Origin of the sequence: Sinomonas atrocyanea (assembly GCF_030811715.1) — a bacterium.
GTDB lineage: Bacteria > Actinomycetota > Actinomycetes > Actinomycetales > Micrococcaceae > Sinomonas > Sinomonas atrocyanea_A.
This window is the reverse complement of the sequence record NZ_JAUSRH010000012.1, coordinates 103,656-116,636: the sequence shown is the minus strand read 5'-3', so window position 1 is coordinate 116,636 and position 12,981 is coordinate 103,656. Positions and strand designations below refer to the sequence as shown.

The 12,981-nt window shown below is 69.9% G+C and carries 14 protein-coding genes; 7 read left to right on the top strand and 7 right to left on the bottom strand.

Features of this window, described 5'->3' with window-relative positions; translation table 11 throughout:
- Positions 1-17: 17 nt before the first annotated feature.
- From J2W21_RS16350 to J2W21_RS16340, 3 genes are read right to left on the bottom strand one after another with little or no spacing between them, the layout of a single operon-like run.
- A complete protein-coding gene (locus J2W21_RS16350; protein ID WP_373423122.1) occupies positions 18-1,268 on the bottom strand; it encodes a hypothetical protein in 1,251 nt (416 codons plus the stop codon).
- A gap of 4 nt (positions 1,269-1,272) precedes the next feature.
- Positions 1,273-1,620 carry a DivIVA domain-containing protein gene (locus J2W21_RS16345; RefSeq protein ID WP_307115570.1) on the bottom strand — a complete coding sequence of 116 codons (348 nt, stop codon included), beginning with the start codon at positions 1,618-1,620 and terminating at the stop codon, positions 1,273-1,275.
- Positions 1,617-2,492: an LOG family protein gene (locus J2W21_RS16340; RefSeq protein WP_307115569.1), complete on the bottom strand. Its 876-nt coding sequence runs from the start codon at positions 2,490-2,492 to the stop codon at positions 1,617-1,619. Before J2W21_RS16340 ends, J2W21_RS16345 begins: the two co-directional genes overlap by 4 nt.
- A gap of 91 nt (positions 2,493-2,583) precedes the next feature.
- Between J2W21_RS16340 and J2W21_RS16335 the strand changes: the two genes are divergently transcribed.
- From J2W21_RS16335 to J2W21_RS16320, 4 genes are all read left to right on the top strand, one after another.
- Positions 2,584-3,339, top strand: a complete 756-nt coding sequence (locus tag J2W21_RS16335; protein WP_307115568.1) for an amino acid ABC transporter ATP-binding protein — start codon at positions 2,584-2,586, stop codon at positions 3,337-3,339.
- A gap of 64 nt (positions 3,340-3,403) precedes the next feature.
- Positions 3,404-4,309 carry a glutamate ABC transporter substrate-binding protein gene (locus tag J2W21_RS16330; RefSeq protein ID WP_307115567.1) on the top strand — a complete coding sequence of 302 codons (906 nt, stop codon included), beginning with the start codon at positions 3,404-3,406 and terminating at the stop codon, positions 4,307-4,309.
- A gap of 67 nt (positions 4,310-4,376) precedes the next feature.
- Positions 4,377-5,024 (top strand): amino acid ABC transporter permease, encoded by a 648-nt coding sequence (locus tag J2W21_RS16325; RefSeq protein ID WP_307115566.1) that lies wholly within the window; start codon positions 4,377-4,379, stop codon positions 5,022-5,024.
- Positions 5,021-5,893 carry an amino acid ABC transporter permease gene (locus J2W21_RS16320; RefSeq protein ID WP_307115565.1) on the top strand — a complete coding sequence of 291 codons (873 nt, stop codon included), beginning with the start codon at positions 5,021-5,023 and terminating at the stop codon, positions 5,891-5,893. The genes J2W21_RS16325 and J2W21_RS16320 overlap by 4 nt, the downstream gene beginning before the upstream one ends.
- A gap of 90 nt (positions 5,894-5,983) precedes the next feature.
- On the opposite strand, the gene dapE is transcribed toward J2W21_RS16320, so the two are convergent.
- Positions 5,984-7,138 (bottom strand): succinyl-diaminopimelate desuccinylase, encoded by a 1,155-nt coding sequence (gene dapE / locus J2W21_RS16315; RefSeq protein WP_307115564.1) that lies wholly within the window; start codon positions 7,136-7,138, stop codon positions 5,984-5,986.
- Positions 7,139-7,207: 69 nt separating this feature from the next.
- Between dapE and dapD the strand changes: the two genes are divergently transcribed.
- Positions 7,208-8,227, top strand: coding sequence for a 2,3,4,5-tetrahydropyridine-2,6-dicarboxylate N-succinyltransferase (gene dapD / locus J2W21_RS16310; RefSeq protein WP_307115563.1), 1,020 nt, complete (start codon positions 7,208-7,210; stop codon positions 8,225-8,227).
- Positions 8,228-8,305: 78 nt separating this feature from the next.
- Positions 8,306-9,154 (top strand): hypothetical protein, encoded by an 849-nt coding sequence (locus J2W21_RS16305; protein WP_307115562.1) that lies wholly within the window; start codon positions 8,306-8,308, stop codon positions 9,152-9,154.
- A gap of 7 nt (positions 9,155-9,161) precedes the next feature.
- On the opposite strand, the gene J2W21_RS16300 is transcribed toward J2W21_RS16305, so the two are convergent.
- Together J2W21_RS16300 and J2W21_RS16295 are read right to left on the bottom strand one after the other, a co-directional pair.
- Entirely contained in the window at positions 9,162-9,773 is a 612-nt protein-coding gene (locus J2W21_RS16300; RefSeq protein ID WP_307115561.1) for a hypothetical protein, read from the bottom strand.
- Between the two features lie 29 nt (positions 9,774-9,802).
- On the bottom strand, positions 9,803-10,429 hold the full coding sequence (locus tag J2W21_RS16295; protein WP_307115560.1) for a TetR/AcrR family transcriptional regulator: 627 nt from the start codon (positions 10,427-10,429) through the stop codon (positions 9,803-9,805).
- A gap of 94 nt (positions 10,430-10,523) precedes the next feature.
- Here J2W21_RS16295 and galE point away from each other — a divergent pair, with 94 nt between their 5' ends.
- The gene (galE, locus tag J2W21_RS16290; RefSeq protein WP_307115559.1) at positions 10,524-11,540 is read left to right on the top strand and encodes a UDP-glucose 4-epimerase GalE; all 1,017 of its coding nucleotides are present in this window, start codon (positions 10,524-10,526) and stop codon (positions 11,538-11,540) included.
- Between the two features lie 75 nt (positions 11,541-11,615).
- On the opposite strand, the gene J2W21_RS16285 is transcribed toward galE, so the two are convergent.
- Entirely contained in the window at positions 11,616-12,899 is a 1,284-nt protein-coding gene (locus J2W21_RS16285) for a citrate synthase (RefSeq protein WP_307115558.1), read from the bottom strand.
- Positions 12,900-12,981: the final 82 nt, after the last annotated feature.

Sequence of the window (12,981 nt, the reverse complement as noted above, 5' to 3'; positions counted from 1 at the left end):
GCCGATCATGTGGCGTCCTAGGGCGCCCAGTCGCCCCCACTCGGGAGGGGGAACCACACCCACAGCCACACGACCCAGACGATCTGCAGCAGCACGAACATCACGAGTGTGGTCCAGCGGTAGGCGCGGGAGCGGGAGAGCCCGGCGGCCGCGAGGGCCAGTGGGACGAGCGGCAGCATCATCCGGAACGTGCTCGTCTGGGGGTACAGGAACGCCAGCAGGTAGGCGACGTAGGCGCCGCACCACAGCTGCATCTCGAGGCCGACCCGGCGCACGTGGGCGCTCGTGAGGTAGAGGGCCATCACCGCCACGAGGACGAACGGGGCGATGGGCCCCATCACCGGCCCGAACAGGTACTGGCCCGTGTCGAACCACGGCAGGAACGGCACTAGGGCCTGGTTCCGCCAGACCGCCTCGGTGCTCGTGTACGCATCGGGTACGCCCGTGACGGCCCACGCGATCGCCGGCCAGGCCGCCGCCGAAGCACCTCCGACGACCGTGAGGGCCGCCAGCCGCGCCAGCTCCCCCGGCGTCGTCCCCTCGGCACGGCGGCGCGCAGCCCGCACCACGAAGACGCCGGCGAGCATGAGCGCGAACGGCACGCCCACCGGCCTGGTGAGCGCCATGAGCGCGACAATGGGCATGGCGGCCAGGTAGCGGCGCTCGACGACCCAGAGCAGCGCCCAGGCGAGGAACAGCAGGCCGAGCGACTCCGCGTACGGAATCTGCAGGATGGCCGACACCGGGAAGAACGCCACAAAGGCGACGCCCCACATCGCGGTGTCGTGGCCGGCGCGGAGGCGGAACAGCCGGTAGAGGACCAGGGCAGCGCCGAATCCGGCGACGAGGGCGACGATCTGCGCCCAGGCCTGCCACGGCATGCCGAAGACGGCGCTGAGGGCGCGGACCACCAGGGGGTACACCGGGTAGAACGCCCACGCGTTCTCCTTCACGGCGCCGGTCGGCGTGTGCGGGAGCACGGACGGGTAGCCGTTCTGGACGATCCGGCCGTACCACTCCGAGTCCCAGATCTGCACGAAGTGCCAGTAGTCGGGCTGCGCCGGGAACCAGGGGTTGTGGCCCTGCTGGAGCGCGGCGGCCGAGATGATGCAGAAGCCCACGACCCGGCTCACCGCATACACGGACACCACCTGGACCCACCACGGCAGCGCCCGGAAGCGGGCCGCGCCGGCCCGCACGAACGAGGCCAGGGCGCGGTGCACGGCGCTCGTCCGGCCCGTGTCCCGGCTCTCCTCGACGCCCGTCATCGCCTCAGTCACCACCGCTGTGCTCCTTGGCGGACTTGAGCTGCTCGGTGAGCGCGTGGATGAGCGCCGCCTGCACGCCGATGCGGTCGCGCAGCCGGGCGAGCACCTCGTCGACCTGGTCCATGCGGTAGCCGCGGAAAGCGAGCGCGAACCGGACGGCATCGACGTCCTCGGGGTTGGGGTGCTCGGGCAGGTAGACCGGCGGCAGCCCGGTCGGAGGCTCTTCGAGCCCCCGGGGGGCCGGCGCAGGGGTGCCTGCCCGCCTGCCGGAGGCGGCGCGGCCGACGTCGACCGCGAACCACGCGAGGCCCCCGGCCAGGGCGATCGCGACGAAGACGAGGAAGAAGCTCACGCGCCCTCCGCGGTGCCCTCGATGTCCGGATCCTCGTCGTAGTCCGGATCCGCGTTGCCGAACATGCCGCCGCGCCGCTCCACGGCACCCAGGCCCTTGAGGACGTGGTCCACGGCGGCCTCGGGGTCATCCACCACCGCGATGAGGTCGAGGTCGGACTCGGAAATCATGCCCTCGCCCACGAGGGTGGCGCGGATCCAGTCGACGAGCGGGTTCCAGAAGTCCGAGCCGACCAGGACGATCGGGAACTGCGTGACCTTGCCGGTCTGGACGAGCACCATCGCCTCGAACAGCTCATCGAGGGTGCCGAGGCCGCCGGGCAGGACGATGAAGCCGTGGGCGTACTTCACGAACATCGTCTTGCGGGCGAAGAAGTAGCGGAAGTTCACCCCGAGGTCGACCCACGAGTTGAGCCCGGTCTCGAAGGGCAGCTCGATGCCGAGCCCCACGGACGTGCCCGATCCCTCGACCGCCCCGCGGTTCGCCGCCTCCATCGAGCCCGGGCCGCCTCCCGTGATCACGGCGACGCCGGATTCCGCGAGCAGGCGCCCGATGGCCACCCCGGTCTCGTAATAGGCCGTGCCCGGCTTCGTGCGGGCGGAGCCGAAGACGCTCACCGCGGGCCCGAGCTCCGCGAGCGCGCCGAATCCCTCGACGAACTCGCTCTGGATCCTCATCACACGCCAGGGATCGGTATGGACGAACCGTCCCGCTCCCTTGGTGTCGAGGAGATGCTGGTCTGCGGTGCCCTGCTGCGTCTGGCGCCTGCGCAGCTCGATCGGGCCCTTCCGCCGCCACGGGACGTGGGCTCCGTTGCGTGCCGGGGTCTGCGCGGCGTCCGGCTCGCTGCCCTGCTGGGATTCGGTGCTCATGCACCCAAGGCTAGTCTCGCTTCAATCACGATTCAGGCATGCCCCCACGGGCCGTCGCGCCGCATCGGGCATTCTCCGTTACATTTTCCCTATGACTACCGACACATCGGCGACCCCGCTCGTCTCTGTCAAGGGCGTGAACAAGCATTACGGCCAGCTCCATGTGCTCCAGGACATCAACCTGGATGTCAACAAGGGCGAGGTCGTTGTGGTCATCGGCCCCTCCGGCTCGGGCAAGTCGACGCTGTGCCGGGCGATCAACCGCCTCGAGACGATCGAGGCCGGTGAGATCTCCATCGACGGCAAGAAGCTCCCCGAGGAGGGGAAGGAGCTCGCGCGGCTGAGGGCCGACGTCGGCATGGTCTTCCAGTCCTTCAACCTCTTCGCCCACAAGACGATCCTCGAGAACGTCACCCTCGGCCCGATCAAGGTCAAGGGCGTGGACAAGGCCACCGCCGAGCGCGAGGCCATGGCCCTCCTCGAGCGGGTCGGCGTGGGGCACCAGGCCCCGAAGCTGCCGGCCCAGCTCTCCGGCGGGCAGCAGCAGCGCGTGGCAATCGCGCGTGCCCTGGCGATGAAGCCCAAGGTCATGCTGTTCGACGAGCCCACCTCGGCGCTTGACCCGGAGATGATCAATGAGGTGCTCGACGTCATGGTGCAGCTCGCGAAGGAGGGCATGACGATGATCGTCGTGACCCACGAGATGGGGTTTGCGCGCAAGGCCGCGGACCGCGTCGTCTTCATGGCGGACGGCCAGATCGTCGAGCAGGCCAAGCCCGAGGAGTTCTTCACGAACCCGCAGAGCAGCCGCGCGAAGGACTTCCTCTCCAAGCTGCTCACCCACTGACCCTCCATCACCTTCCGCTTTGCACCCGGGCCCGGACGGCCCGTGAAGAAAGGAACGCTCTACCATGGCACTCTTCCGCACCAAGAAGGCCGTGCTGACCGCCGCCGCTGCGGCCTTCGCACTCACCCTGTCCGCCTGCGGCGGTTCCGGCGGCTCCGGCGGATCGGGCGGGGGCTCCTCGGAGTCCGCCGCCCCGTACACCGTCGCCAACAACGTCTCCCTCACCGGCAGCCCGACGTTCGACAAGATCAAGTCGGCCGGCAAGGTGACGATCGGCGTCAAGCAGGACCAGCCCGGGCTCGGGTTCAAGGACGCGGCCACCGGTGAGTACAGCGGCTTCGACATCGAGATCGCCAAGTGGATGGCCGCCTCGCTCGGCTACGGCGCGGACAAGATCGAGTTCAAGCCGATCCCGTCCGCCAACCGCGAGTCCGCCATCCAGAACGGCGACATCAACTTCTACGTCGGCACATACTCCATCACCGACAAGCGCAAGAAGCAGGTCGACTTCGCCGGCCCGTACTTCATCACGGGCCAGGGCCTTCTCGTGAAGAAGGACAACACGACGATCAACAGCGAGAAGGACCTCGCCGGCAAGAACGTCTGCTCGGCGACCGGTTCGACCCCGATCCAGAACATCAAGGCGAACTTCCCGCAGACCAAGACCACCGAGTTCGACACGTACTCGCAGTGCGTCGAGGCCCTCAAGAACGGCCAGACGGACGCCGTCACGACCGACCAGGCAATCCTGCTCGGCTACGCCGCCCAGGAGCCGGACGCGCTCAAGGTGGTCGGCCAGCCGTTCACGACCGAGAAGTACGGCATCGGCCTGCCGAAGGGCGACACGGCTCTGCGCAAGTTCTTCAACGACACCCTGACCAAGGGCAAGGACACGTGGCAGAAGATCTATGACTCGACGCTCGGCAAGTCGGGCACGAAGGTCGAGCAGCCCGCCGTCGACAACTACTGACAGGCACGGTGGGCGGGGCGTTCGGCGCCCCGCCCACCGCCGTTTCGGCTAGAAAGCGAAGGCTGCCGTGAGCACCCTCCTCGACAATCTCGACCTCTTCACGACCGGGTTCAAGAACACGATCATCCTGTTCCTGGTCTCCGGGCTGTTCGCCCTGATCCTCGGCACGATCGTGGGCGCCATGCGCGTCTCCCCCGTGCCGGCCCTGCGGGCCTTCGGGACCCTCTACGTCAACATCGTCCGCAACACGCCGCTGACGCTCGTGCTGTTCTTCTTCGCGCTCGGGTACCCGAAGCTCGGCCTCCCCGAGATCGACTTCATGACCGCGGCGACGATCGGCCTGAGCCTGTACACCGCGACCTACGTGGCCGAGGTGCTCCGCTCCGGCATCAACACGGTTCCCGTCGGCCAGGCCGAGGCCGCACGCGCCATCGGCCTGCCGTTCGCACAGACCCTCACGCTCGTGATCCTCCCCCAGGCCTTCCGCTCGGTGCTGCCGCCGCTCTTCAGCGTGCTCATCGCGCTCCTGAAGAACACGACCGTCGCGGCCGGCTTCTCGGTCGCCGAGGCAGGCGCGATCCGGGCGAACCTCTCCGAGCGCGGCTACCCCGCCATGGAGGGCCTCCTCTGGGTGGCCCTGTTCTTCGTGATCCTCGTCCTGATCCTCGCCCAGATCCAGCGCTACTTCGAGCAGAAGTGGAAGGTGGCCCGATGAGCTCCGTCCTCTACGACGCCCCCGGCCCCAAGGCCCGCACCCGCCACCTCGTGCTCGGGATCGTGGGCACCCTCGTGATCCTCGCGATCCTCGGCTTCATCGTGTGGCGCTTCGCGCAGACCGGCCAGTTCAGCGCCGCGAAGTGGAAGATCTTCACGTTCCCGCTCGTCCAGCAGACCATCCTCAACGCCATCGGGGCGACCCTCTCGGCTTTCGCGGTGGCCGCCGTGGGCAGCCTCGTGCTCGGCATGGCCCTGGCCATCGGCCGGCTCTCCGACCGCCCGTGGGTGTCCCGTCCTTTCCACTGGTTCACGGAGCTGTTCCGCGCGATCCCCGTGCTGATCCTCATGATGATGATCTACTACGGGCTCCCGCCGCTCTTCGGTGTGAACTGGCCGCCGTTCGTCGCCGTGGCGATCGCGCTGATCCTCTACAACGGCTCGGTGCTCGCCGAGGTCTTCCGCGCGGGCATCGAGGCCCTCCCCAAGGGCCAACGGGAGGCCGGGTACGCCATCGGCCTGCGCAAGTCCCAGGTCATGCAGTCCATCCTGCTGCCGCAGGCCGTGCGCTCGATGCTGCCGGTGATCATCTCCCAGCTCGTCGTGACGCTCAAGGACACCGCCCTGGGCTTCATCGTCACCTACAACGAGATCCTGTTCCAGGCGAAGTACTTCGGCTCGCAGGCGCAGTACGGCTCACCGATCGTCCCCGCGGCGATCGTGGCCGGTGTGCTGTACGTGGGCATGTGCCTGATCCTCTCCGGCCTTGCGAAGTTCGCAGAGAGCCGCCTCCGCAGGAGCCAGCGCGTTTCCGGGGCCCGCAAGGGCACCGCCATGGCAGCGGCCCAGGACGCCGCCGCGCAGATCTGACACGCCCCTTCTGGGAGTCACCTTCTGGGAGTCACGTCCTGCGGGCCCATCCGCTGGAGATGACTCACAGGAGCTGACTCCCAGAGACGTTTAAGCGCGGAGCCAGGCCTCGAGGGACGTGAGGCACTCCCGGACGGCGGCCGCCTCGACCCGCTCGTCGTCCTTGTGGGCCAGGAGCGCATCGCCGGGTCCGAAGTTGACGGCCGGCACGCCGAGCTGGGAGAACCTCGCCACATCCGTCCACCCGTACTTGGGCAGCGGGTCCCGGCCCACGGCGGCGACGAACGCGGCCGCCGCGGGGTGGTTCAGCCCGGGCCGGGCTCCGGAGGCCCCGTCGGTGCGGACCACCTCGAAGCCCGCCAGGAGGGTCCGCACCACGGCCTCCGCCTCCTCGAGCCCCTTGTCCGGCGCGAAGCGGTAGTTGACGGTGACCGTGCAGCGGTCCGGGATGACGTTCCCGGCAGTCCCCCCGGAGATCCCCACCGCATTGAGGCCCTCCCGGAAGTCGAGGCCGTCCACGGTCACGGTCGCCGGAGAGTAGTCGGCGAGGCGGGCGAGGATGGGGGCGGCCGCGTGGATCGCGTTGCGGCCCATCCAGGCACGGGCCGAGTGTGCGGCCTCCCCGACGGTCGACACCTCGACGCGCAGCGTGCCGTTGCAGCCGCCCTCCACCGTGCCGTTGGTGGGCTCGAGGAGGATCGCGAAGTCGCCGGCCAGCAGGTCCGGGTGGTGCGCCGCGAGGCGTCCCAGCCCGCTCTTGGAGGCCTCGACCTCCTCGTGGTCGTAGAAGACGAAGGTGACGTCCCGGCTCGGGGACGCCGCAGCGGCCGGCGAGGCGCCGGCGTCGTGCGTCCCGGCGGCCGGGAACAGGCGGGCGGCGAGGGCGAGCTGGACAGCAACGCCGCCCTTCATATCGGTCGCGCCGCGGCCCCACAGCGTCCCCTCCCCCGGTTCGCCGTCCCACGACGACGGGACGGTGCCCCGCGCGCCGTCGACGGCAGGCAGCGGAACGGTGTCGATGTGGCCCGCGAGGATGACCCGCTCGCTCCGGCCGAGCCCGGAGCGCGCGACGATCGCATCGCCGTCGCGCGTGATCGACAGCGAGGTCTGGGCGCGCAGCGCGCGCTCGATCGCGTCTGCGAGGGCCGTCTCCTCGCCCGAGACGCTCCTGATGTCGAGGAGCGCGGCGGTGAGGAGGGCGACGTCCTGCGTCAGGTCAAGGTCCGCGGGGGCTGGTGAAGTCACCCGCCCAGCATAGTTCTGGCGGCCTGCGCGATGCCGAACGGCCGCACGGCCGCCGATAGACTGGGAACCATGACTGAGACCCCTGCCGCACCCCGCGCCGCCCACGGCTTCGGCCTCGCCACGATCCACGTGGCACCCTCTGCGACCGGAGCCGACGAGGCCACCGTGCTCGACGTGTGGTTCCCCGCCCCGGCACTCGGCGAGGCCGCCGAACACCTCGCGGACGACGCCGTTGTCGACGCCGCCCCGGCCGAGCTCGTGGAGGCCGCGGAGCACGGCGCCGACGCCGATCGGGGCACGCAGACCAAGGTGGTCTTCGTCCAGATCGACCTCGAACAGGCCCCTGCCGACACCGCGGACGCCTACCTGCGCCTCCACCTCCTCTCCCACAGGCTCGTGCGCCCGAACACGGTCAACCTCGACGGCGTGTTCGGCAAGCTGCCGAACGTCGTGTGGACCAACTTCGGCCCGTGCCACCCGGCAGGCTTCGAGGCCACGCGCGCCCGGCTGCGGCGCCGCGGCGCCGTCACGGTCTTCGGCGTGGACAAGTTCCCGCGCATGGTCGACTACGTCGTGCCCTCCGGGGTCCGCATCGCCGACGCCGACCGCGTGCGCCTCGGCGCCCACCTCGCCGAGGGGACCACCGTGATGCACGAGGGCTTCGTGAACTTCAACGCCGGCACTCTGGGCACCTCGATGGTCGAGGGCCGCATCTCCGCCGGCGTCGTGGTGGGCGACGGGACCGACGTGGGCGGCGGGGCGTCCATCATGGGCACGCTGTCCGGCGGCGGCCGCGAGCGGATCGCCCTCGGCGAGCGCGTGCTCCTCGGCGCGAACTCCGGCGTGGGCATCTCGATCGGCGACGATTCCGTGGTCGAGGCGGGCCTCTACGTCACCGCCGGGACGCGGGTGCGCATCGGCGGCTTCAAGGATGCCTTCGGCGAGAACGCGGAGAAGGTCGTCAAGGCCGTCGAACTCTCGGGCCAGTCGAACCTCCTGTTCCGCCGCAACTCCACGACCGGTCAGGTCGAGGCGCTCCCCCGCAACGGCCAGACGGTCGAGCTCAACGAGGCCCTGCACGCCAACTGACGCTCCCCGCGTCCCGGGGCGGCCCGCGCACGGCGCCGGCCGCCCCTGCCCCCCTCGTCAGAAGCAAGGAGTCCCCGGATGGCCAACGCCCGCAGAGTGCGGCGTGCCCTCACCGTCCTCGTGGCCCTCGCGCTGGCCGGCGTGGGGATCTACATCACCTCGCTCGTGCTGAACCGGAATGACAAGCCCATCGTCGAGGGCTGCACGGCCCCGCTCGGCGACTCCCAGCAGCAGCTCGCCACCGACCAGGCGGCCAATGCCTCGCTCATCGCGGCGATCTCGGTCCGGCGCGGCCTGCCCCCGCGGGCCGCCACGATCGCGATCGCGACGGCCCTGCAGGAGTCCAAGCTGCGCAACCTCAGCTACGGCGACAGGGCCGGCCCCGACTCCAGGGGGCTCTTCCAGCAGCGCCCCTCCCAGGGGTGGGGCACCGAGGCGCAGATCATGGACCCGGAGTACGCGACGAACGCGTTCTACGACGGGCTGGTCAAGATCCGCGGCTACCAGGACCTCTCGATCACGGAGGCCGCCCAGGAGGTCCAGCGCTCCGGCTTCCCCGAGGCCTACGCCCAGCACGAGGACACGGGCCGCGCCTTCGCCTCGGCCCTCACCGGCCAGTCAGAGGCGGCGCTGACCTGCACGCTGCGGAAGCCGGAGGCCGCCGGCGACCCGTCCGCCGTCAGGTCGCAGCTGACGGCAGCCTACGGCGCGCTGCCCGCGGCCGCCGGCGGCCGGACGGTCACGGTGCGGGCCCAGGGCGCCGAGGGCTGGTCGGTGGCCCAGTGGGCGGTGGCCAACGCCAAGCAGCTGGCGGTCACCCAGGTCGACTATGCCGGACACAGCTGGATCCGGGACGGGAACAAGGGCTGGACCGACTCCGCCGCGCCCGAAGGCACCGTGACCGTGACGGTGGCCGCGGCACCCTGACGCGCTCTCAGACGAGGATCTCGACGACCGGGGTGAGGTAGCTCCTGAACGCCTCGGGGTCCGCGAGAAGCCCCTGGCTCATGATGACCTTGTCCGCGTTGACGAGCCACGCCCGGTCCTCGGACAGGGGAAGCTCGATGATGGTCAGGGTGAAGTCCTTGGCCGACGGGCCGACCTCGAGCTGGCGCTCCTCGACGACCTCCCGCAGCACCGAAGTGGCACCGCTGGCCTCGCGCTCCTTCTCGAGCCGCTCGTACTCGGCCCGCCGCTCGCGCGCCCACGTGAGGGCCGCCCCGAAGTGGGCCTGGAGGGAGCGCTGCAGGGCGGGCGTCGCGCCGAAGGCGGGGAACCCCGGGGGCTCCACGGCGGGGGTCATCTCGGGGTGGCTCTCGATGAGGTGCTGCCACCATGCCTCCCACTCGCGCCGGAGGGCCGGAAGGCCGCCCACGTGCTGCATGAGCTGATGATGGTCTGCCTCGCGGACCCGCGGCTGCGCCGCGGCCACGGGTGGCATCCCGGCCCCGGTGAGCCCCGCATGGTCCTTGAGGTAGAGCGCGAGGAGCAGGGGGCCAGACGTGTCCATCGTGATCCGCCAGCCGGGTCCTCCGGTGTGGTGCATGGGTTATTCGCTTCCTTGCCGGTCTTCTCTCAGTGTATTCCCGCCGCGGCACACGGGGCCCCGGCGCCGGCGAGTCCGATGCTCGCGACCTGCGCCCGGAGGACGTCCGTGCACAGGTCCGCATCGAGCCACCTGCCGTGCAGCATGGCGTGCAGGCCGAGGCCCTCGACGGTGGCCAGGAGCCGCTCGGCTTCCCGCACGAGGTCCTCCTGGCCGAGCCCGGGACGCAGGCGCACCAGTGCGCGTCCGAGCGTCGCCGCGACGGCACGGTGGCTCCGCTCCGCCTCGGCACCCAGCTCGGGCCGCGTGCGGGCCGCGAGCTTGAACTCCGTCCACACGCACAGGTCCACGGCGCGGCCCTCATCGAGGGGCAGGAGCTGGCACAGCTGTGCCACGACGACCTCATCGGTCACAGCGGACGGCTCGGCCGCCGCTGCCTCGAGCCGGGCGAGGACGCCGTCCGTGACCGCCTCGAAGGCGTGCGCCGCGAGCTGGGCCGAGGTGGCGAAGTAGTGCCGCACCGACCCGACGACGAGGCCCGCCTCGGCCGCGACCTCCCGCAGCGAGACGCGCCCCAGGCCGTCGGCCACGACGATCCTCTTGACCGCCTCCACGATCTGCTGGCGGCGCAGGGCCGCGTCCACGTTTCTGGGCACCCCTTGTTCCTAGCACACTTGTGCGCCCTGGCGGCCGCGGGGCGCGGCGCAGCACCCCCGCCGCCGCTGCGGTGATCTCGATAGGATGGGGCCCATGCGCATCCTCGTCACCGGTGGCACCGGCTACATCGGCTCCCACACGGTCCTGACCCTCCTCGAAGCCGGGCACGACGTCGTCGCGGTCGACAACCTCTCCAACTCGAGCCCGGAGGCCCTCCGACGCGTCGCCGGACTGGCGGGGCGCGAGGCCGCGTTCGTCCAGGCGGACATCACGGACGAGGACGCCCTCGATGCGGTCTTCGCGGAGCACTCGCCCGAGGCCGTGATCCACTTCGCCGGCCTCAAGGCCGTGGGCGAGTCGGCGCAGATCCCGCTTGAGTACTACTTCAACAACGTCGCCGGCACGATCGCGCTCCTGCGGGTCATGGAGCGCCGCGGCGTGCGCACCATCGTCTTCTCCTCCTCGGCCACCGTCTACGGCGACCGCAATCCCATCCCCTACGTGGAGTCGATGGAGATCGGCGCCATGAACCCGTACGGGCGAACCAAGGAGCAGATCGAGGACATCCTCACCGACCTCGGCGCCTCCGACCCGGCCTGGCGCATAGCACTGCTGCGCTACTTCAACCCGGTCGGCGCGCACTCCTCCGGCCTCATCGGCGAGGACCCACAGGGCATCCCGAACAACCTCGTCCCGTTCATCGCGCAGGTCGCCGTGGGGCGGCGCGAGAAGCTCATGGTGTTCGGCGGCGACTACGACACCCCGGACGGCACCTGCCAGCGCGACTTCATCCACGTCGTCGACCTCGCCGAGGGCCACGCCGCCGCGCTGGACTACCTCCGCGACCACGACGGCGTGCACCGCTGGAACCTCGGCTCCGGCATGGGCACGAGCGTGCTCGAGATGCACCACGCCTTCGAGAAGGCCGTGGGCGAGCCCATCCCCTACGAGATCGCGCCCCGCCGCGCCGGCGACCTCCCGGCCTTCTGGGCCGACGCCTCCGCAGCCCACCGGGACCTCGGCTGGGCCACCACCCGCACTATCGAGCAGATGTGCGAGGACCACTGGCGCTGGCAGAAGAACAACCCCATGGGCTACCAGGCCTCCTGACCCCGGAGTACGACGACGGCCGGTGCCTTCCCAGCGGAAGGCACCGGCCGTCGTCGCACCCGAGACCCCGAGGGGTCAGCGGGCGGGGTAGTCCCGCTCCGCCTCGCCCACGTAGAGCTGGCGCGGGCGCCCGATCTTGGTCTGCGGGTCCTTGATCATCTCGCGCCACTGGGCGATCCAGCCCGGGAGGCGCCCGATCGCGAAGAGCACCGTGAACATCTTCTCCGGGAAGCCCATCGCCTTGTAGATGAGCCCCGTGTAGAAGTCGACGTTCGGGTAGAGCTTGCGCTGGATGAAGTAATCGTCCGCGAGGGCCTTCTCCTCGAGGCGCATGGCGATCTCCAGGAGCTGGTCGTTGCCGCCGAGCTTGCCGAGGATCTCGTGCGCGGTCGCCTTGATGATCTTGGCGCGCGGGTCGTAGTTCTTGTAGACACGGTGCCCGAAGCCCATGAGCCGGACGCCGTCCTCCTTGTTCTTGACCTTCTCCATGAAGTCCTCGGGCGCAATGCCGTCGGCCTGGATCCGGCGCAGCATGTTCAGGACGGCCTCGTTCGCGCCGCCGTGCAGCGGGCCGAAGAGCGCGTTGATGCCGGCCGAGACGGAGGCGAACATATTCGCGTTGGCCGATCCGACGAGGCGCACGGTCGAGGTCGAGCAGTTCTGCTCGTGGTCCGCATGCAGGATGAGGAGGGTGTCAAGGGCCTTGACCACGAGCGGGTCGAGCTCGTAGGGCTCGGCGGGCAGCCCGAAGGACAGGCGCAGGAAGTTCTCCACGAGGTTCATGGAATTGTCCGGGTACAGCAGCGGCTGCCCGACGGACTTCTTGTGCGCGTAGGCCGCGATGACCGGCAGCTTCGCCATGAGGCGGATGGTGGAGAGCTCCACCTGCTCCTCGTTGAACGGGTCCAGCGAATCCTGGTAGAACGTCGACAGCGCGGACACGGCGGAGGAGAGCACGGGCATCGGGTGCGCGTCCCGCGGGAACCCGGCGAAGAAGCTCTTGAGCTCCTCGTGCAGCAGGGTGTGCCTGCGGATGCGCTGGTCGAACGCGTCGAGCTCGGCCGGGGTCGGAAGGTTCCCGTAGATGAGGAGGTACGAGACCTCCAGGAAGCTCGAGTGCTGTGCCAGCTGCTCGATCGGGTAGCCACGGTAGCGGAGGATGCCCTCATCGCCGTCGATGAACGTGATCGCGGAAGTCGTGGCTGCGGTGTTCATGAAGCCGGGGTCGAAGGTGACGGCGCCCGTCTCCTTCAGCAGCTTCGAGACGTCATAGCCGTCGTTTCCCTCGACGGCGGCGATGCGGGGAAGCGGGAGCTCTCCCCCTTCGTGGCGCAGGACGGCGCCATTCATCTCAGTCATGGTTCCCCTTCATGGGTAGCTCGCAACCCTCTAAAGCTACTCCCAGATCGTTCTCGGGACTAATTGATACCGGCGGTCCTGT